Here is a 21253-nt window from a genome sequence, read left to right on the forward strand (position 1 = left end):
CCCCACTATGACAGATGTTTCATCAGGCAAATCCTGGCCGTAACACACCATCCGGAAAATTATCCGCCAGCAGTTTTTTCACCGACACTAGCAAATCATTTAACCCGTCATCCTGCATCCCCAGCTTGATAAGCTCTTGTTCCAGTGAAAACAGGTATTGTGCGTTGGTTCCCAGCGGACCGCTCGCTGCCGCAATCAACGGCGCGATGACCTGAGCACGAGTGTCGGATTCATATTCTGGATGCCGTGGATCCATAATAAATACCAGTGCGTTTACTGTGCGCCCGTCATCAAGATCAAGCTGGCACCAGGTTGGCAGATAACAGCCAGTAATCATCTCCCGCTTCCACAGCAAAGTCAGTTCCTGCTCGAGCGACCCTTCCGGTAAGCGATACGCCACCCCTGTGGTGCGACCGCCCTCTTTCAGGGCAAGCATCCGTCCCGGCTGGTGCACTGTCCCGCGCCCCGCGGTCAGACGCAGACAAAACGCCCGGTGCCACCCAACCAACGTACCGGTACACGACTCGATAAACTCCAGCGCCGGATTCCACATCAGCGACCCATAGCCGAAGATCCACACCGGTCCGTTATCAGGACGGCAAGCCAGCGTCGCCGCCAGCGAGGCCGCCCGTTGTTCTGCTGACCATAAGAGTGATTCTTCAATGGCACCAAATGCCGTTTTACAATCGGCATTCATTAAGAAATCACGCGTTATCACCTTATACCTCCGCCACTGCATACTTCCTTGCGACAACTTATTGGTGTCTTCCGGACATTTTTACTGCTCATTTTGAAACCACTCTCGGGACAATATGCATTTCTCAGACCACTTGCAAGGCGACGCCGCACGAATAGCTTTAGTTCATCTCCGGGGATTACTCTTTTTTATGCCATTTATCATCATCCCCTTTGGCATATTCATGTTTCACTGCGGACCAGGCCACTTTATGCGCTGTCTCTTCACGACTGGCGTCATCACGCCGATCTTCTTTATCTTTATATTGATCCCAGGCGCTGTTGAATGCCTCTTTATAGATATCCTGGGCATGAGACGGTAGAACGTGTTTTACATTTTCTGGCAGATCGCTTTTTGTTTTATACGGCATTATTGACTCCTTTTTAAAGGTGAACTTTAAGTGTGGTCAACAATACCCACGCTTGCCAGCGTATAAGAATTCCCACGTTAGAATCTTCTTAAGAGACGCTAATACAAACATTGGCTAAACGCGTTGATTATTTTTATCCCCCAAAGAGTAAAAAAGCGGCAGCGGGGTAAAATTTCGTAAAATGTTACCGATATCCAGACACTTTCTGTTATTTTTTCCACCGATTTATTACATTTCCGACAAATTCATCTGCAAAGGGATAACCATAATGACAAATGCTCACGAGGCGGTAAAAACCCGCCACAAGGAGACCTCGCTTATTTTCCCGGTTCTGGCGCTGGTGGTGCTGTTCCTGTGGGGAAGCGCTCAGACACTACCAGTGGTCATTGCCATCAACCTTCTTGCGCTTATTGGTATTTTAAGCAGTGCCTTTAGTGTTGTCCGTCATGCTGACGTATTAGCGCATCGCCTGGGTGAACCTTATGGTTCTCTTATTCTTAGCCTTTCAGTGGTTATTCTTGAAGTCAGTCTGATCTCAGCCTTAATGGCGACCGGCGATGCCGCGCCGACGTTAATGCGAGATACGCTCTATTCAATCATTATGATTGTTACCGGTGGGCTGGTTGGTTTTTCATTACTGTTGGGCGGACGCAAATTTGCCACCCAATATATGAATCTGTTTGGTATTAAACAGTATTTGATCGCCCTGTTTCCGCTGGCAATTATTGTGCTGGTATTCCCGATGGCTCTGCCTGCGGCGAATTTCTCAACCGGTCAGGCGTTACTGGTGGCTTTAATTTCCGCGGCAATGTACGGCGTATTTTTGCTGATTCAGACCAAAACGCACCAGAGTCTGTTTGTCTATGAGCACGAGGATGACAGCGATGATGACGATCCGCACCACGGCAAACCGTCTGCCCATAGCAGTCTGTGGCATGCTGTCTGGTTGATTATCCATCTGATAGCGGTGATTGCAGTCACCAAAATGAACGCCAGCCCACTGGAAACGCTCCTCACCAGCATGAATGCCCCGGTGGCCTTTACCGGTTTCCTGGTGGCACTGTTGATTCTTTCGCCGGAAGGTTTAGGGGCGTTAAAAGCCGTATTAAACAACCAGGTCCAGCGTGCGATGAATCTGTTCTTTGGTTCGGTATTAGCGACAATTTCACTGACCGTACCTGTCGTAACGCTGATCGCCTTTCTGACGGGCAACGAATTGCAGTTTGCTCTTGGTGCACCGGAGATGGTGGTGATGGTGGCCTCTTTAGTACTGTGTCATATCTCATTCTCCACCGGGCGTACTAACGTCCTCAACGGCGCAGCGCATCTGGCTCTGTTTGCCGCCTATTTGATGACGATATTTGCCTGACATTGATATCTCCCCTGATGACAGAGATCGGGGGAGATAAGAAAAACCCCTCCGTGTTTCATCTCTTTTGACCTTCCTGAGTAATTCATTAATCAGAACTGCGAGCCTGCGCCACCGCTTGCACGAAATCACTGCAACAGTTGGTGAAAATCCGGAATGTACTCTTCATTACGAACGTTTCAGGGGTGAAGTAAAGAAGATTTGAAGTGTAGTATCCACGCCAAGCCGGAGTTATCCGGTGAGGCGCAATGTTGTGGGGGCTTTATCCCTGGCGGCATTGGTTGCTGGAAAGAGAAAACCCCCGCACGTTGAGAGGTCAAACCTGACAACAGAACGGGGGCTAATCTTGAAACCAGACACTTCAAGAATAGCCGCAAAACGTTGTCATTACAACAAAAAGGCGGCTATATGACGCTCGCGCAGTTTGCCATAACTTTCTGGCACGACCTGGCAGCACCGATCCTTGCGGGAATTATCACCGCAGCGATTGTCGGCTGGTGGCGTAACCGGAAATAAGGTGAAGACGGGTGTCAGGCTGCCGTGATGGCAATATGCGCCCGAAACCGGCCGCAGGAGTAACAACCTGCGGCCTTTTTTGTATCCTTTGGCCATAAAAAACTGCACCTTAATCAGTTGGGTGTCCAACTTTTGGGGTGCAGCCAAAACGCTAAGGCTTTTGTTTTTAAGCAAAAAGATTACTTGCTGGTATCGAGTTCTTCGAAACCTTTAACCAGCTCATCAATTGCTTTCATCTGCTTGAGGAATGGTTCCAGTTTCGCCAGCGGCAGCGCGGATGGACCATCGCATTTCGCATGTTCCGGATCCGGATGCGCTTCAATAAACAAACCAGCCAGACCTACTGCCATACCGGCACGTGCCAGTTCGGCCACCTGGGCACGACGACCACCGGAAGCTGCACCAAACGGATCGCGGCATTGCAGTGCGTGGGTAACGTCGAAAATTACCGGCGAGTTGCCAGACACTTTCTTCATTACGCTGAAGCCCAGCATATCGACAACCAGGTTGTCATAACCGAAGTTAGCGCCACGATCGCAAAGAATAACTTTTTCGTTGCCGCCTTCTTTGAATTTATCAACGATGTTACCCATCTGGCCTGGGCTGACAAACTGTGGTTTCTTGACGTTAATTACCGCACCAGTTTTCGCCATGGCTTCCACCAGATCGGTCTGGCGAGCAAGAAACGCCGGTAGCTGAATCACATCCACAACATCAGCAACAGGCTGTGCCTGGCTTGGCTCGTGAACGTCGGTGATAATTTTTACGCCAAAAGTTTGCTTCAGCTCCTGGAAGATTTTCATCCCTTCTTCCAGGCCCGGCCCACGATAAGAGTGGATGGAGGAGCGGTTGGCTTTGTCAAAAGAGGCTTTGAACACGTAAGGGATACCCAATTTCTGGGTCACGGTTACGTAGTGCTCGCAAATGCGCATCGCCAGATCGCGGGATTCCAGCACGTTCATACCGCCAAACAGCACGAACGGCAGGTCATTTGCTACGTTGATGTCGCCAATGCTAACCACTTTTTGTTTCATAGGATCGCCTTAATCTTAAGTAAAATGTCGATTAATTAATGCAGCACAATATGTTTATGCGCGATGTTATTAATTTGCGCACGGATCATTTCGCTGATCGGGTCTTCCGGACACTGTTCAACGAAATAACTTAAATCATTCAACGCAACGTGTTCGCAATCCAGTTGCGCGTAAATCAACCCGCGATCGCGAATTTCATACGGATCTTCCGGGTTGAACTGTAACAAGGCTTCGCTGGTGCGTAATGCAAGTTCCATCTGGTTTTCTTCCATCAGTGATGCTTTCAGCGTATCCAACAGCTTGCGGATAACCTCAATGTTATCTGCTTCATCCAGGTCTTCATAAAACAGTTCCGCAGATGGGCTGATATTTCCCTTTAACCATATATCCAGCATATGTTCGCTTAACGATTCGCCGTTAAAAGGGTTAATCAGCCAAATTTCGCCATCCGAACATTCAATGCGCAAAATAAGCTGCGTCGGGAAAATCACCGGCAGTAGCGGCAAATCGAGACGATTAGCGACCCACAACAAAATGGCACCTAACGATACCGCACTGCCCTGCCTGTTCTTCAACACATGGTCAAGCCATAAAGCATCGGAGAGGCGATAAACACCGCGTGAGGCTTTAAACCCCCATTCGCCGTAAAACAGCGCGATCAATTTTTCCAACTGCTCTTCTAAAGGTAGAAGCTGGTTAATTTCTTCCTTCGCCAGACTAACGAGACGCTCCAGTTCGTCGTATACATCTTGCGAGGGAAAATCGCGGCGGATTACTTCGCAAGCCAGGATCATGCCTTCGCACAGCGGCGCTTTATTAAATTCGAAATCAGCTAACGATCTCATGACTTACCCCAGTAACGGTACTTTTGTGGTGGCGAGTTTAATGATGATGTACAGCACCACCAGCGCCAGCGGGAAGGTAATAATGCGCACCTGCTGACTGTGCACCCGACGGTAATCGAGAGCAATAAAACCCAAAACGATATAAATGATAACTCCAAACAGCTTTTCAGTCAGCCATTGTGCCTGCCCGGAAAATGGCAGGATGTGCGCTTTAGCCATCAGCGCAACGCCGCTGAACAATAACACTGTATCAATAACTGGCGGCAATACTCGCGTCCAGCGAGCAAATGCCAGTGAATGCTCCTGGTAGCGTAACCAAAAACGCAGGGCTAAAAAGCCGACAGAAAGCACGATACTGATGAGATGAACGCAAAGCAGCGTGTTGAAACTTGTCATCGATAATAGCGACCAAGCGTCACGCGCTCGTTATCACCGTAGTCACGACAGGTTTCGACATCACGATAACCCGCCTGCATAAATGCCTGCCGCACCACTTCACCCTGCTGCCAGCCATGTTCCAGAAGCAGAAATCCGCCGGATGCAAGTGCATTACGCGACTGTTCGATGATGTGAACGATATCAGCCATACCGCTGTCTGCCGCAACCAGCGCCGACAACGGCTCAAAGCGGACATCGCCTTGTTGAAGATGTGGATCCTGCTCGTCGATATACGGTGGATTGCTAACAATCATCGCAAACTGCTGCTCGTCAAGTGCACTAAACCAGTCGCTTTGCAGGATATGGATATTTTTAATCGCCAGATGCTGTGCATTGCGCTTTGCAAGGGCAACTGCATCAGGCATTCGGTCAACCGCCGTAACATCACAATCCGGGCGTTCACTGGCCAATGCCAGGGCTATCGCCCCGGTGCCAGTACCAAGATCGAGAATGCGACAAGGCCGTTCAGGCAAGCGTGTCAGCGCCTGTTCTACCAGACATTCGGTGTCCGGACGAGGAATCAAAGTCGCTGGCGAAACAAACAACGGCAACGACCAGAATTCACGCACACCGGTTAAATGAGCAACGGGTTCACCGGCGCGACGACGCGCCAGCAGCGCGTCGAGTTGCTCTCGTTGCTCGTCAGTCAGGTGCGTTTCACCAAAGGCGAGAATGTAAGTGCGTCCCTTGCCGGTAACATGTTCCAACAAAATTTCAGCATCGCGTCGCGGGCTTTCACTCGCCTGAAGTTGGTTTATTGCTTCGCGCAACCAGTGTTGATATTCCATTATTCTTGCTCGGACAACGCCGCAAGTTGGTCAGCCTGATGTTCCTGAATAATCGGTTCAATCAGCATATCCAGCTTACCTTCCATCACTTCATCCAGACGGTAGAGCGTCAGGTTGATACGGTGATCGGTGACGCGCCCCTGTGGGAAGTTATAGGTACGGTTACGGTCGCTGCGATCGCCACTCCCCAGCAGGTTACGGCGGGTCGAGGCTTCCGCCTGCTGGCGTTTTGCCATTTCCGCCGCATGGATGCGAGCACCGAGCACTGAAAGCGCCTTCGCTTTGTTTTTATGCTGTGAACGTTCATCCTGACATTCAACAACGATGCCGGTCGGCAAGTGGGTAATACGGATTGCCGAATCGGTGGTGTTAACGTGCTGACCTCCCGCTCCTGAAGAGCGGAAAGTATCAATGCGCAAATCCGCCGGGTTGATATCTGGCAGTTCCGCTTCTGGCAGTTCCGGCATTACAGCAACGGTACAAGCAGAAGTATGGATCCGCCCCTGCGATTCCGTGGCAGGGACACGCTGCACGCGATGACCACCGGATTCAAATTTCAACCGACCATACACACCATCGCCGCTGATTTTAGCAATGATCTCTTTATAACCACCATGTTCACCCTCACTGGCGCTCATGATTTCCACACGCCAGCGACGGGTTTCCGCGTAGCGGCTGTACATGCGGAACAGATCGCCAGCAAACAACGCGGCTTCATCGCCGCCGGTTCCGGCGCGCACTTCGAGGAAGGCGTTGCGTTCGTCATCAGGATCTTTTGGCAGCAAAAGAACCTGAAGTTGTTGTTCCAGTTGCTCGCTTTTCTCTTTCGCTTCGCGCAGTTCATCCTGCGCCATCTCACGCATTTCTGGATCGTCGAGCATCATCTGTGCGGTTTCGATATCTTCCTGCACTTGTTGCCAGTCGGTGAAACAGCGCGAAACATCACTTAACTGCGCATATTCACGAGATAATGCGCGAAAACGATCCTGGTCAGCGATGGTTTGCGCATCACCCAGCAATGCCTGAACTTCTTCATGGCGTTCATGCAGGGCTTCCAGTTTGGCAACGATAGAAGGCTTCATAGGCGTAAATGCACCCTGTAAAAAAAGAAAATGATGTACTGCTACTCCAGCCCGAGGCTGTCGCGCAGAATATTCAGGCGTTCGTTATCCCCGTCACGGGCGGCCTGTTGGAGTGATTTCGTTGGCGCATGGATCAGGCGGTTAGTCAGTTTCCATGCCAGATCCTGCATAATGGCTTGCGCGTCGCCGCCCTGTTCAAGGGCCGCTAACGCTTTGGCGGTTAACTCATCGCGAACCTGCTCTGCCTGACTGCGATAATCGCGAATGGTTTCACTGGCGCTTTGTGCACGCAGCCACGCCATAAATTCGCTGGCTTCCTGAGCGACGATGGTTTCCGCCTCCACGGCGGCAGCTTTACGCTGTGCCAGATTGTGCGAAATGATGCTTTGCAGATCATCAACGCTGTAAAGGTAGGCGTTCGCCAGTTTGCCGACTTCCGGCTCGACATCGCGCGGAACGGCAATATCCACCAGCAGCATCGGTTGATTGCGACGACTTTTTAATGCACGCTCCACCATGCCTTTACCGATGATCGGCAATGGGCTGGCGGTAGAACTAATGATGATATCGGCTTCACGCAGACGTTCATCGATGTCGCTCAATGCAATCACTTCCGCGCCAACTTCATCTGCCAAAATTTGTGCTCGTTCGCGAGTACGGTTGGCGATAATCATCTTCTGCACTTTATGTTCGCGCAGATGACGTGCCACCAGCTCAATAGTTTCGCCCGCCCCCACCAGTAATACCGTCACCGTAGAGAGTGATTCAAAGATCTGTCGCGCCAGTGTACAAGCCGCAAAAGCGACAGACACGGCACTGGCACCAATATCTGTTTCGGTACGAACGCGTTTCGCTACAGAAAAAGATTTCTGGAACATGCGCTCCAGTTCGCTCGCCTTCATATGGCCTTTTTGCGAATCGGCAAACGCTTTTTTCACCTGGCCGAGAATTTGCGGCTCGCCCAGAACCAGTGAATCCAGACCACTGGCGACACGCATTAAGTGGCTAACCGCATCGTTATCCTGATGCCAGTAGAGGCTATTACGCAGATCTTCTTCATTAAGATTATGGTAATCGCACAACCAGCGAATAAGCGCCTCTTGCAGGTTATCCTGTTCTTCAACGCTAAGATAAAGTTCTGTGCGGTTACACGTCGACAGCACCACGCCGCCCTGCACCATCGGCTGCGCGAGCAGGCTGTCCAGCGCCTGATCGAGCTTATCCGGCGAAAACGATACACGTTCTCGCAGCGATACAGGTGCCGTTTTATGGTTGATACCGAGTGCTAAAAGGGTCATGTCTGCGGGAAATAATACCAACGTTGATATGGTTAGTCTGCTCGCATCATACAGGATGCGCGGGATCAATAAAAGAGAGCGCCCCCTTTTGGAGTAATTGCCGAAACCCGTTAGATTCTGGCAATTAAGACAACTTGAACATAGACGATAGCGGACGGTAACGCTAGCATTAAGGGTTATAACTGCAACGTATCTCAAGGACTTGTCATCATTATGCCCCTGCCCGATTTTCGTCTTATCCGCCTGCTACCGCTGGCAGCCCTCGTGCTCACTGCCTGTTCCGTTACCACGCCCAAAGGTCCAGGCAAAAGCCCGGATTCGCCACAGTGGCGTCAGCATCAGCAAGACGTTCGTAATCTTAATCAGTATCAGACTCGCGGTGCGTTTGCTTATATTTCCGATCAACAGAAAGTCTACGCCCGCTTTTTCTGGCAGCAAACCGGTCAGGATCGTTACCGTCTGCTGCTGACTAACCCATTGGGCAGCACCGAGCTGGAGCTGAATGCGCAACCAGGTAACGTGCAGTTAGTGGATAACAAAGGCCAGCGCTACACCGCTGATGATGCCGAAGAGATGATAGGCAAATTGACCGGAATGCCAATACCGCTCAATAGTCTGCGTCAGTGGATTTTAGGTTTGCCGGGAGACGCGACCGACTACAAACTGGACGATCAATATCGCCTGAGTGAAATCACCTACAGCCAGAACGGCAAAAACTGGAAAGTGGTATACGGTGGTTATGACACTAAAACGCAACCCGCGATGCCTGCCAATATGGAGCTCACCGACGGCGGTCAGCGCATCAAGTTAAAAATGGATAACTGGATAGTGAAATAATGCGGACTCAGTGGCCTTCTCCGGCAAAACTTAATCTGTTTTTATACATTACCGGTCAGCGTGCGGACGGCTACCACACGTTGCAAACGCTGTTTCAGTTTCTTGATTACGGCGACACCATCAACATTGAACTTCGTGACGATGGGGAAATTCGCCTGTTAACGCCCGTTGAAGGCGTGGAAAACGAAGATAACCTGATTGTTCGCGCGGCACGCTTGCTGATGAAAACAGCAGCCGCCAGCGGGCGTCTTCCGGCGGGAAGCGGTGCAGATATCAGTATTGACAAGCGTTTGCCGATGGGCGGTGGTCTGGGCGGCGGTTCATCCAATGCCGCGACTGTTCTGGTGGCGTTAAATCATCTCTGGCAATGTGGACTCAGCATCGAGGAGCTGGCGAAAATGGGGCTGACGCTGGGCGCTGATGTGCCTGTCTTTGTGCGTGGTCATGCTGCTTTTGCCGAAGGCGTTGGCGAAATATTAACACCGGTGGATCCGCCAGAAAAATGGTATCTGGTAGCGCACCCTGGTGTGAGTATTCCGACACCGGTAATTTTTAAAGATCCCGAACTCCCGCGCAACACGCCGAAAAGGTCAATAGAAACGTTGCTAAAATGTGAATTTAGCAATGATTGCGAGGTTATCGCAAGAAAACGTTTTCGCGAGGTTGATGCGGTGCTTTCCTGGCTGTTAGAATACGCCCCGTCGCGCCTGACTGGGACAGGGGCCTGTGTCTTTGCTGAATTTGATACAGAGTCTGAAGCCCGCCAGGTGCTAGAGCAAGCCCCGGAATGGCTCAATGGCTTTGTGGCGAAAGGCGTCAACCTTTCCCCATTGCACAGAGCCATGCTTTAAGCCGGGCAAGCTGAGTTTCGGTGACAACGTCACCTTGTTCCAGACGTTGCATCGCGCTCTTTAATACACCGCCTGGAAAGAATATTGCCTGGCCCGCACAGTTTTCGGCAGATTCTTTCCACCAATGGACGCATGCCTGAGGTTCTTCTCGTGCCTGATATGAAGCTTTTTGCTGGTAACGCCACCCCGGAACTAGCACAACGTATTGCCAACCGCCTGTACACTTCACTCGGCGACGCCGCTGTAGGTCGCTTTAGCGACGGCGAAGTCAGCGTACAAATCAACGAAAATGTACGCGGTGGTGATATTTTCATCATCCAGTCCACTTGTGCCCCTACTAACGACAACCTGATGGAATTAGTCGTTATGGTTGATGCCCTGCGTCGTGCTTCCGCAGGTCGTATCACCGCTGTTATCCCCTACTTTGGCTATGCGCGCCAGGACCGTCGCGTCCGTTCCGCTCGTGTACCAATCACTGCGAAAGTGGTTGCAGACTTCCTCTCCAGCGTCGGTGTTGACCGTGTGCTGACAGTGGATCTGCACGCTGAACAGATTCAGGGTTTCTTCGACGTTCCGGTTGATAACGTATTTGGTAGCCCGATCCTGCTGGAAGACATGCTGCAGCTGAATCTGGATAACCCGATTGTGGTTTCTCCGGACATCGGCGGCGTTGTGCGTGCCCGCGCTATCGCTAAGCTGTTGAACGATACCGATATGGCAATCATCGATAAACGTCGTCCGCGTGCGAACGTTTCCCAGGTGATGCATATCATCGGTGACGTTGCAGGCCGTGACTGCGTACTGGTCGATGACATGATCGACACTGGCGGTACGCTGTGTAAAGCTGCTGAAGCGCTGAAAGAACGTGGTGCTAAACGTGTATTTGCGTATGCGACTCACCCGATCTTCTCTGGCAACGCGGCGAACAACCTGCGTAACTCTGTAATTGATGAAGTCGTTGTCTGCGATACTATTCCGCTGAGCGATGAAATCAAATTACTGCCGAACGTGCGTACTCTGACCCTGTCAGGTATGCTGGCCGAAGCGATTCGTCGTATCAGCAACGAAGAATCGATCTCTGCTATGTTCGAACATTAATCGAACCCGGCTCAAAGACCCGCTGCGGCGGGTTTTTTTGTCTGTAATATCCATTTGTATGACCTATGCCTCCTTCACCTGCCATTTAGTTGACAGATGATGCGCTCACGGATGAAACATTATTGTGAACAAAATATTCTCCTCACATGTGATGCCTTTCCGCGCTCTGATCGACGCTTGCTGGAAAGAAAAATACACTGCCGCACGGTTTACCCGTGACCTGATTGCCGGGATTACCGTCGGGATTATTGCTATTCCGCTGGCGATGGCGTTAGCAATTGGCAGTGGCGTAGCTCCACAGTACGGTTTATACACCGCTGCTGTTGCAGGGATTGTCATTGCTCTGACGGGTGGGTCGCGCTTTAGCGTCTCCGGTCCGACTGCGGCATTTGTGGTAATTCTCTATCCTGTTTCGCAACAGTTTGGACTGGCAGGCCTGCTGGTTGCGACATTGTTGTCTGGGATCTTTTTGATCCTGATGGGGCTGGCACGCTTTGGCCGCCTGATTGAGTATATTCCGGTTTCCGTTACCTTAGGCTTCACCTCGGGTATCGGGATCACCATCGGTACGATGCAGATTAAAGATTTTCTCGGTCTGCAAATGGCTCATGTCCCGGAACATTATCTGCAAAAAGTTGGCGCATTATTTATGGCTCTGCCGACGATTAACGTGGGTGATGCCGCAATTGGTATTGTTACGCTTGGGATCCTGATTTTCTGGCCGCGCCTGGGCATCCGTTTACCTGGTCACCTTCCAGCATTGCTGGCCGGTTGTGCGGTGATGGGAATTGTTAACCTACTCGGCGGGCATGTTGCTACCATCGGCTCGCAATTCCACTACGTTCTGGCCGATGGCTCCCAGGGTAACGGTATCCCGCAACTGCTGCCGCAGTTGGTGCTACCATGGGATCTGCCCAATTCAGAATTCACGCTAAGCTGGGACTCCATTCGCACTCTTCTGCCTGCAGCATTCTCAATGGCAATGCTCGGGGCGATTGAATCTCTGCTCTGCGCTGTGGTACTGGATGGTATGACCGGGACGAAACACAAAGCGAATAGTGAGCTGGTCGGCCAGGGGCTGGGGAATATCATTGCCCCATTCTTTGGCGGTATTACCGCTACAGCCGCGATCGCGCGTTCTGCCGCTAACGTCCGTGCCGGGGCGACTTCCCCCATCTCGGCGGTAATTCACTCTATTCTGGTTATTCTTGCCCTGCTGGTACTGGCACCGCTGCTTTCCTGGCTGCCGCTTTCCGCCATGGCTGCCCTGCTGCTGATGGTGGCGTGGAACATGAGTGAAGCGCATAAAGTGGTCGATTTGCTGCGTCATGCGCCGAAGGATGACATCATCGTCATGCTGCTGTGCATGTCACTGACCGTGCTGTTTGATATGGTTATTGCCATCAGCGTAGGGATCGTGCTGGCATCGCTGCTGTTTATGCGCCGTATCGCCCGTATGACTCGCCTGGCTCCGGTAGCAGTAGACGTGCCTGACGATGTACTGGTTCTGCGTGTTATCGGCCCGCTGTTTTTCGCTGCGGCTGAAGGTCTGTTCACTGAACTGGAATCACGTCTGGAAGGAAAACGAATTGTTATTCTGAAGTGGGATGCCGTTCCGGTGCTTGATGCCGGTGGTCTTGATGCGTTCCAGCGTTTTGTGAAGCGACTGCCTGAAGGGTGTGAACTGCGCGTGTGTAACGTGGAATTTCAGCCTCTGCGCACAATGGCTCGATCCGGTATTCAACCGATTCCGGGACGCCTGGCGTTCTTCCCGAATCGCAGCGCAGCGATGGCTGATCTGTAAGAAAGGCATTAAATTGACCAGTCAGCGCAAACTGACTGGTCAGTAAACTGCATTATACATTAGCTATGACGACGATTATCGCTACGGCGGCAACGTTTGTCATAGTGGCGAACCCACCAGTAACGGTCGCACACCTGTTCATGCCCACCAACACGGGCACCCGCCAGCCAGAGAATGGCACCGACGAAAATACTCAGCACTGCACCATGTGCGAAATACTGGGGCATATTAAACTGTGGTAACTGGTTGAGGATTGAATACCCCACGCCAACCACCATCACCACCAGACCCAACCCCATGAGCACGTTACCGAGTAACGAAGCGTTTTTGCGTTTCATATGTCACCTCCGGAACTTTCTGGGTTGTAACAGGGAATACCCCTCATCCTTATGTGTAAAGTATAGACAACACCCTGTGGCTTATGTGCGGGTGTGATCACAATTACCCCCTTTATTTCAACAAAACTTTACAAATAACCATCTGAACACCCTGACTTTCTAATAGTCTGTAGAGGCAATTATTGTGTTGTCAGCATATAAGGCGCTGTTTTTTGTCAAGCGGGGCCGCAACCAGTAAACTACGCGCCAGTTATGTACTCACTCAGGACAAAAAAACGTGACGATTAAATTGATTGTCGGCCTGGCGAACCCCGGCGCTGAATATGCAGCAACGCGACATAATGCTGGTGCCTGGTTCGTTGACTTACTGGCGGAGCGTTTACGCGCCCCTCTACGGGAAGAAGCTAAATTCTTCGGTTATACCTCACGAGTGACTCTCGGAGGAGAAGATGTCCGCCTGTTAGTCCCGACTACATTTATGAATCTCAGCGGCAAAGCAGTCGCAGCGATGGCCAGTTTTTTCCGCATTAACCCGGATGAAATTCTGGTCGCCCACGACGAACTGGATCTGCCTCCTGGCATCGCCAAATTTAAATTGGGCGGTGGCCACGGTGGTCACAATGGACTGAAAGACATCATCAGTAAATTAGGTAATAACCCTAACTTTCACCGTTTACGCATCGGAATTGGTCATCCGGGCGATAAAAACAAAGTTGTCGGCTTTGTGTTAGGCAAACCACCTGTTAGTGAACAGAAGTTAATTGATGACGCCATCGACGAAGCGGCACGTTGTACTGAAATGTGGTTTACAGATGGCCTGACCAAAGCAACGAACCGATTGCACGCCTTTAAAGCGCAATAAGTCGTTGTCTGCGGCATTTTTGCCGAGTGCCGTGTATAATAGGCAAAGTTATTTCCATTTCTACAATCTGTTTACGATAACAGGTTGATTATTAAGATATTAAGGTGATTTAAATCATGGGATTCAAATGCGGTATCGTCGGTTTGCCCAACGTCGGGAAATCTACCCTGTTCAACGCGCTGACCAAAGCCGGTATTGAAGCGGCCAACTTTCCATTCTGCACCATCGAGCCGAACACCGGCGTCGTACCAATGCCCGATCCACGCCTGGATCAACTGGCTGAAATCGTAAAACCGCAGCGCACGCTTCCCACCACCATGGAATTTGTCGATATCGCCGGTCTGGTAAAAGGCGCGTCGAAAGGTGAAGGTCTGGGTAACCAGTTCCTGACCAACATCCGTGAAACCGAAGCGATCGGCCACGTTGTTCGTTGCTTTGAAAATGACAATATCATCCACGTTTCCGGCAAAGTTAACCCGGCGGACGATATTGACGTTATCAATACCGAACTGGCACTGGCGGATCTCGACACCTGTGAACGTGCAATTCATCGCGTACAGAAGAAGGCCAAAGGTGGCGATAAAGACGCGAAAGCCGAACTGGCGGTTCTGGAAAAATGTCTGCCACAGCTAGAAAACGCAGGTATGCTGCGCGCGCTGGATTTAAGCGCAGAAGAGAAAGCGGCTATTCGTTACCTGAGCTTCCTGACTCTGAAACCGACGATGTACATCGCCAACGTCAACGAAGACGGTTTTGAAAACAACCCGTATCTTGACCAGGTGCGTGAGATTGCGGCGAAAGAAGGCTCTATCGTGGTTCCGGTTTGTGCTGCTGTTGAAGCAGACATTGCCGAACTGGACGACGAAGAACGTGACGAGTTTATGCAGGAACTGGGACTGGAAGAGCCGGGTCTGAACCGTGTGATCCGTGCTGGTTATAAACTGCTGAATCTGCAAACTTACTTCACCGCTGGGGTGAAAGAAGTGCGCGCATGGACCATTCCGGTTGGTGCAACGGCTCCGCAGGCTGCTGGCAAAATCCACACCGATTTTGAAAAAGGCTTTATCCGTGCACAAACCATCTCGTTTGAAGATTTCATCACTTACAAAGGTGAACAAGGCGCGAAAGAAGCGGGCAAAATGCGTGCAGAAGGTAAAGATTACATCGTTAAAGATGGCGATGTGATGAACTTCCTGTTCAACGTCTAATTCCGCGTAATACCCGAGCGGTTAATAATGAGCCATTATGTGAGTTGCACATAATGGCTTTTTTTTACCTGCTACGCTGCTGCTTCCAATTCTGAGTTACAGAAATTCATAATCAGACTCCTGGCAATATTAACAATATGGCTTTTATGTGATAACAATCACAGTGCATTAACCGTTCAAGAGTTTGTCATGAAAAAAACATTTACCTTCAGCCTGTTAGCAATTGTCTTCGCCAGCCTGTTAAGTGCTTGTGTTCCTCACCATCATCACCGCCACAGCGATGGCCCTCGTGGCCCTGCGGCCTCCGGTAAGCCAATGCCCCCCTCAAATGGTGGGCCAAATCATGGCAGCCCTGGTCATAGTCGCTATTAATTAGTAAGTCATAGACGGGAGAGTACATACTCTCCCACTATCCACGGCGTTTGAACTGACTCGCATCAATGCCATGTTGCTTCATTTTTCGCCACAGCGTAGTGCGACCAATCCCCAGTAATGCAGACATTTCCTGAATACGTCCGCCCGTAACCTGAGCTGCATTAATAATTGCCTCTTTTTCGACTTCCGCAAATGACAGACTGGTTGAAAGACGTGTGGCGCTGACATCATCTGTCGCCTGTTCGGTAAACAGATGTTCAGGCAAATCACTGATGCGAATTCGCCCGTTATCGCTGCTCAGGGCAAGGTTCTCGATGACGCTGTACAGTTCAAAATCATTGCCGGGCCATGCACAAGAAACCAGGCGGGCAAGCGCATCGTCATCAATTTTCAGGCGGGTTGAGAAACGTTTTTCGAGATTGCGCAGCTTGTTATTCACCAACGCCGGAATACTGCCGCGCCGCATACGCAGCGGCGGGATAGTAATTTCAAACGCATGCAGCGCGTAATAAAGTTGCCGGCTAAAGCGATTTTGTTCCACCAGCATTGCCAGATCCGCGGTCGTTGTAGCAATGACTTTGACATCAATCGGTATTAAACGCCGCGCATCCAGCCGCGTGATAACCCCCTGCTTGATAACCTGTAATAAAGCAGACTGTAACTCCACTGCCAGATATTCAATTTTTTCAAGAAACAATGTGCCGCCGTGCGCCAGTTCCAGCCGACTCAGGCGACCATTTTCGTTCTCCGGGCGATCGCTGCCAATAAGCTCGTCCGCCAGCGTCGCATCACCGTATAACTCGCAATTGACGGCGATATAAGGCCCTGCTGCCCGCTCGCTTTCATTATGAATTGCCTGACTTAACAGGGCTTTACCAACGCCCTCTTCCCCACAAAGTAGAACAGGAAAACTGCTGCGCGCCGCCTGACGGCCAAAATGAATCAAGCGGCGGGTTTGCGGATCGTCCTGCGGCATATGGGCAAATGTATGACTAACTTTGCCTAATTGACTGGTCATCAATTGCCGCATCTGTTCCACCGGATGCAGCAACAGAATAAAGCTGGTTCCCTGCGTTTCTATTATCGGTTTAAGGGTAATGACCGCATCAATAAACTGATGCTGGCTTTCAAAGGTCGCTTCCACATGTTTGAGCGGATGCGCCTGTTTTATTGCCTGTTGCAAAACGGCGGGTAACGTTAACAGTTCAGTGATCGCCTTGCCCTGACTTGCCGTCGCGTCCAGACGCAAAACACGCGCCGCCTGAGCATTGATAAATTGCAAATTACCCTGCTCGTCCCAGCTAATCACCCCATCGTCCATACTTTCTAACAGGGCGTTAAGCTGATTTAAATGCCGATTAGTTTCAGCAAGCAAACTGTCCGTCAGCAGTAAATTCCCCACCTCGCGAGCAATTGCCAGCGTCAACGGCAAATCGGCTGCCGTTGATTGTTCAGCCGGACACGCCAGGGCTATCGTCCCCGTCAATCGCCCTTTGCTGTCAAACAGTGGCGTTGCACAAAATGCCCAATCCCAAAGCATCTGCTTAAAATGTTGATCGGCCTTCGTTTTCACAGCCTGACCGGAGATAGCCGCTAACGATAATGCACAAGTGCCAATGATCCCTTCAGCACAATATGTACCGTCGCTGAATCCCAGCAGACTGAGCTGGCGCAACGTCTGCGGATCCCCATAACGGCTAAGAATGCAGGCCGTTTCATCAAGGATAAACAGGGCGCACTCTCGGGGTGCCATATATTCCCAGGCATCTTCCAGCGCCGCTTGCCCGAGCGTCAGCATCGCCTTTTTACGCCGACAAATAGAAGCAAATGTTACGCCCTGTGCCTGGTGCGGTTTGCTCCATAACTCCCGTTTCATCAGCTTACAGCATCGCTCCCAGGAGGCTGCAATTAAGGGAGAAAGCCCCCGGCTATCGTCGTTAAAACCGCCATTCATATTCCGCTCACTTATGACAAAAGGTGTTCCGGCTCGCAATTTTTAGTATTAAGACACATACAAGTTTCAATATGAAACATTCATTAAAGCATATGTTCCATTATGAAACACAATTTGGGTTAATTTTCTTTTCCCTTGCCTGATGCACAATGGATTCATCGGCAGTCAGTGGTCGCCGTATCGTTGAACATCATCCATGCCCTACCGTAAATGCTGGAGCAAAATAATGAAAAAATTGATCAATGATGTGCAAGACGTACTGAACGAACAACTGGCAGGGCTGGCGAAAGCCCATCCTTCGCTGACGCTGCATCAGGACCCACTGTATGTCACCCGAGCTGATGCACCCGTTGCAGGAAAAGTCGCTCTACTGTCGGGCGGCGGCAGCGGACACGAGCCGATGCACTGCGGTTATATCGGCCAGGGAATGCTCTCGGGGGCATGTCCTGGCGAAATATTCACCTCTCCGACGCCAGACAAAATCTTTGAATGCGCCATGCAAATTGATGGCGGCGAAGGTGTGCTGCTGATTATCAAAAATTACACCGGCGATATTCTTAACTTCGAAACAGCAACAGAATTACTGCACGACAGCGGCGTAAAAGTCACCACAGTGGTTGTCGATGACGACGTTGCGGTGAAAGACAGTCTTTACACCGCCGGGCGGCGCGGCGTTGCCAACACGGTATTAATTGAAAAACTGGTGGGTGCGGCGGCGGAACGTGGCGACTCACTGGACGCCTGTGCAGAACTGGGGCGTAAGTTGAATAATCAGGGTCACTCAATTGGTATCGCCCTCGGTGCCTGTACCGTTCCTGCCGCAGGCAAACCGTCTTTTACGTTGGCGGATAATGAGATGGAGTTTGGCGTTGGCATTCATGGTGAACCAGGTATTGACCGTCGCCCCTTCTCTTCCCTTAATCAAACCGTCGATGAAATGTTCGATACCCTGCTGGAAAATGGCGCATATCATCGCACGCTGCGTTTCTGGGATTATCAACAAGGAAACTGGCTGGAACAGACGCAAACCAAACAGCCGCTACAGTCTGGCGATCGGGTGATTGCACTGGTCAACAATCTTGGTGCCACACCGCTTTCTGAGCTATACGGCGTCTATAACCGCCTGACCACGCGTTGTCAGCAAGCGGGTTTGACTATCGAGCGTAATTTAATTGGCGCGTACTGCACCTCACTGGATATGTCCGGCTTTTCTATCACCTTACTGAAAGTTGATGACGAAATGCTGGCACTATGGGACGCCCCGGTTCATACCCCGGCACTCAACTGGGGTAAATAAGGAGATGATGATGTCACTGAGCAGAACACAGATTGTTAACTGGCTCACTCGCTGTGGAGAAATTTTCAGCAAAGAGAGCGATTATCTCACCAGCCTTGACCGTGAAATTGGTGACGCTGACCACGGGCTGAATATGAATCGTGGCTTTAGCAAAGTGGTGGAGAAACTACCCGCCATCGAGGACAAGGATATTGGTTTCATCCTCAAAAATACCGGTATGACGTTGCTTTCCAGCGTCGGCGGTGCCAGTGGTCCGCTGTTCGGTACGTTTTTTATTCGCGCCGCACAGGTAACTCAGGCACGACAAAGCCTGACGCTGGAAGAGCTTTATCAGATGTTCCGCGATGGTGCGGATGGCGTAATCAGCCGGGGAAAAGCCGAGCCCGGCGATAAGACCATGTGCGATGTCTGGGTGCCGGTGGTTGAGTCGTTACGTCAGTCCTGCGAGCAAAATCTCTCTGTTCCGGCGGCGCTCGACGCTGCCAGCAGCGTCGCTGAATCCGCTGCACAAAGCACGATTACGATGCAAGCCCGCAAAGGCCGTGCCAGTTACCTCGGTGAACGCAGTATCGGTCACCAGGATCCTGGCGCGACCTCCGTGATGTTTATGATGAAAATGCTGGCTTTAGCCGCGAAAGAGTAAGGAATTGGTGATGGTAAACCTGGTCATAGTTTCACATAGCGCCCGACTGGGAGAAGGTGTTGGTGAATTAGCCCGTCAGATGCTGATGAGCGATAGTTGTAAAATCGCCGTTGCCGCGGGGATTGATGATCCACAAAATCCCATCGGCACCGATGCCGTCAAAGTGATGGAAGCCATCGAATCTGTTGCCGATGCCGACCATGTGCTGGTCATGATGGATATGGGGAGCGCGTTATTGAGTGCAGAAACCGCACTGGAATTGCTTGCGCCAGAGATCGCCGCAAAAGTACGGTTGTGCGCCGCACCGTTGGTTGAAGGGACGCTGGCTGCGACGGTCAGCGCGGCGTCAGGTGCAGATATCAACCAGGTTATCCATGACGCAATGCATGCGCTGGAAGCCAAACGCGAACAACTGGGTTTACCGTCATCCAACAGTGAAATCTCTGACATATGCCCTCCGCACGATGAAGAAGCTCGTTCTCTGGCGGTGGTGATTAAAAACCGTAACGGCCTCCACGTGCGCCCTGCCTCCCGACTGGTCTATACCTTATCGGTATTTAATGCGGACATGTTGCTGGAGAAAAACGGTAAATGCGTCACGCCGGAAAGTATTAACCAGATTGCGCTGTTACAAGTCCGCTATAACGATACTCTGCGCCTGATTGTGAAAGGGCCTGAAGCTGAAGAGGCGCTGGCCGCTTTCCGCCAGTTGGCTGAAGATAACTTTGGTGAAACGGAAGAGATAGCGCCACCGACTCTGCGCCCAGTCCCTCCTGTCACGGGTAAAGCCTTCTATTATCAACCGGTTTTATGCACAGTGCAGGCGAAATCAACTCTGACAGCGGAACAAGAACAGGAACGATTACGCCAGGCGATTGACTTCACATTGTTAGATTTGATGGCCTTATCGGCAAAGGCAGAGGCAAACGGGCTCGACGATATCGCCGCGATCTTTTCCGGCCACCATACTCTGTTAGACGATCCTGAGCTACTGGCGGCGGCAAGCGAACTCCTTCAGCATGAACACTGCACAGCAGAATATGCCTGGCAGCAGGTTCTTAAAGAACTTAGCCAGCAATATCAGCAGCTTGATGATGAATATTTGCAAGCTCGCTATATTGATGTAGACGATCTTCTGCATCGTACCCTGCTCCACCTGACACAGACGAAAGAAGAACTGCCGCAATTTAGCGCGCCGACTATTTTACTGGCGGAGAATATTTACCCTTCCACCATGTTGCAACTGGACCCGACTGTCGTTAAAGGCATCTGTCTTAGCGCCGGAAGCCCGGTATCCCACAGCGCCTTAATTGCCCGTGAACTGGGCATTGGCTGGGTTTGTCAGCAGGGCGAGAAACTGTATGCGCTACAACCTGAAGAGACATTAACCCTGGATGTAAAAGCACAACGCTTCAGGCATCAGAGTTAAATTAGATTCTCCGTCAGATTTGTCTGTCAGTTCGCAGAATAAGATTTCAATCATGTCCTTACGGCGATCCTGAACTAAGGT

22 protein-coding genes are annotated in these 21253 nt (G+C 51.1%); 12 read left to right on the forward strand and 10 right to left on the reverse strand.

Translation table 11 applies throughout. The annotated features are described in order from the left end of the window. Positions 1-22: 22 nt before the first annotated feature. Together chaC and chaB are read right to left on the reverse strand one after the other, a co-directional pair. Complete coding sequence (gene chaC / locus A1SC_RS15960) at positions 23-718, reverse strand: glutathione-specific gamma-glutamylcyclotransferase (protein ID WP_016248767.1); 696 nt, start codon at positions 716-718, stop codon at positions 23-25. A gap of 157 nt (positions 719-875) precedes the next feature. Next, positions 876-1106 (reverse strand): putative cation transport regulator ChaB, encoded by a 231-nt coding sequence (chaB, locus tag A1SC_RS15955; protein WP_001146437.1) that lies wholly within the window; start codon positions 1104-1106, stop codon positions 876-878. Between the two features lie 268 nt (positions 1107-1374). Between chaB and chaA the strand changes: the two genes are divergently transcribed. Both chaA and A1SC_RS0121455 read left to right on the forward strand, forming a co-directional pair. After that, positions 1375-2475 carry a sodium-potassium/proton antiporter ChaA gene (gene chaA, locus A1SC_RS15950; protein WP_001516524.1) on the forward strand — a complete coding sequence of 367 codons (1101 nt, stop codon included), beginning with the start codon at positions 1375-1377 and terminating at the stop codon, positions 2473-2475. A gap of 408 nt (positions 2476-2883) precedes the next feature. Continuing rightward, a complete protein-coding gene (locus A1SC_RS0121455) occupies positions 2884-2991 on the forward strand; it encodes a type I toxin-antitoxin system toxin Ldr family protein (protein WP_032141347.1) in 108 nt (35 codons plus the stop codon). A 179-nt stretch (positions 2992-3170) separates the two neighbouring features. Here A1SC_RS0121455 and kdsA read toward each other — a convergent pair whose 3' ends face one another. From kdsA to hemA, 6 genes are read right to left on the reverse strand one after another with little or no spacing between them, the layout of a single operon-like run. Continuing rightward, on the reverse strand, positions 3171-4025 hold the full coding sequence (gene kdsA / locus A1SC_RS15945; RefSeq protein ID WP_000811071.1) for a 3-deoxy-8-phosphooctulonate synthase: 855 nt from the start codon (positions 4023-4025) through the stop codon (positions 3171-3173). A gap of 35 nt (positions 4026-4060) precedes the next feature. Beyond that, the gene (gene sirB1 / locus A1SC_RS15940) at positions 4061-4870 is read right to left on the reverse strand and encodes an invasion regulator SirB1 (protein ID WP_016248768.1); all 810 of its coding nucleotides are present in this window, start codon (positions 4868-4870) and stop codon (positions 4061-4063) included. Positions 4871-4873: 3 nt separating this feature from the next. Continuing rightward, entirely contained in the window at positions 4874-5266 is a 393-nt protein-coding gene (sirB2, locus tag A1SC_RS15935) for an invasion regulator SirB2 (RefSeq protein WP_000200357.1), read from the reverse strand. After that, positions 5263-6096: a peptide chain release factor N(5)-glutamine methyltransferase gene (gene prmC / locus A1SC_RS15930; RefSeq protein WP_000456440.1), complete on the reverse strand. Its 834-nt coding sequence runs from the start codon at positions 6094-6096 to the stop codon at positions 5263-5265. The genes sirB2 and prmC overlap by 4 nt, the downstream gene beginning before the upstream one ends. Next, positions 6096-7178, reverse strand: coding sequence for a peptide chain release factor 1 (prfA, locus tag A1SC_RS15925; RefSeq protein ID WP_000804714.1), 1083 nt, complete (start codon positions 7176-7178; stop codon positions 6096-6098). The genes prmC and prfA overlap by 1 nt, the downstream gene beginning before the upstream one ends. A 41-nt stretch (positions 7179-7219) precedes the next feature. Further along, positions 7220-8476: a glutamyl-tRNA reductase gene (gene hemA / locus A1SC_RS15920; protein WP_001516527.1), complete on the reverse strand. Its 1257-nt coding sequence runs from the start codon at positions 8474-8476 to the stop codon at positions 7220-7222. Positions 8477-8689: 213 nt separating this feature from the next. Here hemA and lolB point away from each other — a divergent pair, with 213 nt between their 5' ends. The 4 genes from lolB to dauA all read left to right on the forward strand — a co-directional run bounded on the left by lolB (position 8690) and on the right by dauA (position 13066). Next, positions 8690-9313: a lipoprotein insertase outer membrane protein LolB gene (lolB, locus tag A1SC_RS15915; protein WP_001130692.1), complete on the forward strand. Its 624-nt coding sequence runs from the start codon at positions 8690-8692 to the stop codon at positions 9311-9313. Further along, positions 9313-10164, forward strand: a complete 852-nt coding sequence (gene ispE, locus A1SC_RS15910; protein WP_001516528.1) for a 4-(cytidine 5'-diphospho)-2-C-methyl-D-erythritol kinase — start codon at positions 9313-9315, stop codon at positions 10162-10164. Before lolB ends, ispE begins: the two co-directional genes overlap by 1 nt. Before the next feature lie 150 nt (positions 10165-10314). Beyond that, on the forward strand, positions 10315-11262 hold the full coding sequence (gene prs, locus A1SC_RS15905; protein WP_001516529.1) for a ribose-phosphate diphosphokinase: 948 nt from the start codon (positions 10315-10317) through the stop codon (positions 11260-11262). Between the two features lie 124 nt (positions 11263-11386). Continuing rightward, positions 11387-13066: a C4-dicarboxylic acid transporter DauA gene (gene dauA / locus A1SC_RS15900; RefSeq protein ID WP_001033338.1), complete on the forward strand. Its 1680-nt coding sequence runs from the start codon at positions 11387-11389 to the stop codon at positions 13064-13066. 59 nt (positions 13067-13125) lie between these two features. Here the strand turns inward: dauA and ychH are convergent, their stop codons facing one another. Beyond that, positions 13126-13404 carry a stress-induced protein YchH gene (ychH, locus tag A1SC_RS15895; protein WP_000823885.1) on the reverse strand — a complete coding sequence of 93 codons (279 nt, stop codon included), beginning with the start codon at positions 13402-13404 and terminating at the stop codon, positions 13126-13128. A 277-nt stretch (positions 13405-13681) separates the two neighbouring features. Here ychH and pth point away from each other — a divergent pair, with 277 nt between their 5' ends. The 3 genes from pth to A1SC_RS15880 all read left to right on the forward strand — a co-directional run bounded on the left by pth (position 13682) and on the right by A1SC_RS15880 (position 15846). Then, positions 13682-14266, forward strand: coding sequence for an aminoacyl-tRNA hydrolase (gene pth, locus A1SC_RS15890; protein WP_016262060.1), 585 nt, complete (start codon positions 13682-13684; stop codon positions 14264-14266). A gap of 116 nt (positions 14267-14382) precedes the next feature. Continuing rightward, the gene (gene ychF / locus A1SC_RS15885; protein ID WP_000505858.1) at positions 14383-15474 is read left to right on the forward strand and encodes a redox-regulated ATPase YchF; all 1092 of its coding nucleotides are present in this window, start codon (positions 14383-14385) and stop codon (positions 15472-15474) included. Positions 15475-15663: 189 nt separating this feature from the next. Beyond that, complete coding sequence (locus A1SC_RS15880; RefSeq protein ID WP_016248797.1) at positions 15664-15846, forward strand: hypothetical protein; 183 nt, start codon at positions 15664-15666, stop codon at positions 15844-15846. A gap of 37 nt (positions 15847-15883) precedes the next feature. Here A1SC_RS15880 and dhaR read toward each other — a convergent pair whose 3' ends face one another. After that, positions 15884-17803: a dihydroxyacetone kinase operon transcriptional regulator DhaR gene (dhaR, locus tag A1SC_RS15875; protein WP_001516533.1), complete on the reverse strand. Its 1920-nt coding sequence runs from the start codon at positions 17801-17803 to the stop codon at positions 15884-15886. A gap of 226 nt (positions 17804-18029) precedes the next feature. Here dhaR and dhaK point away from each other — a divergent pair, with 226 nt between their 5' ends. The 3 genes from dhaK to dhaM are packed head-to-tail and all read left to right on the forward strand — an operon-like array spanning position 18030 to position 21172. Further along, positions 18030-19100: a dihydroxyacetone kinase subunit DhaK gene (gene dhaK, locus A1SC_RS15870; RefSeq protein ID WP_000733746.1), complete on the forward strand. Its 1071-nt coding sequence runs from the start codon at positions 18030-18032 to the stop codon at positions 19098-19100. Positions 19101-19110: 10 nt separating this feature from the next. Beyond that, a complete protein-coding gene (gene dhaL, locus A1SC_RS15865; protein WP_001516534.1) occupies positions 19111-19743 on the forward strand; it encodes a dihydroxyacetone kinase subunit DhaL in 633 nt (210 codons plus the stop codon). A 10-nt stretch (positions 19744-19753) separates the two neighbouring features. Further along, complete coding sequence (gene dhaM, locus A1SC_RS15860) at positions 19754-21172, forward strand: dihydroxyacetone kinase phosphoryl donor subunit DhaM (RefSeq protein WP_016248799.1); 1419 nt, start codon at positions 19754-19756, stop codon at positions 21170-21172. The last annotated feature ends 81 nt before the right edge of the window (positions 21173-21253 follow it).

The organism is Escherichia sp. KTE52 (genome assembly GCF_000408325.1).
GTDB lineage: Bacteria > Pseudomonadota > Gammaproteobacteria > Enterobacterales > Enterobacteriaceae > Escherichia > Escherichia marmotae.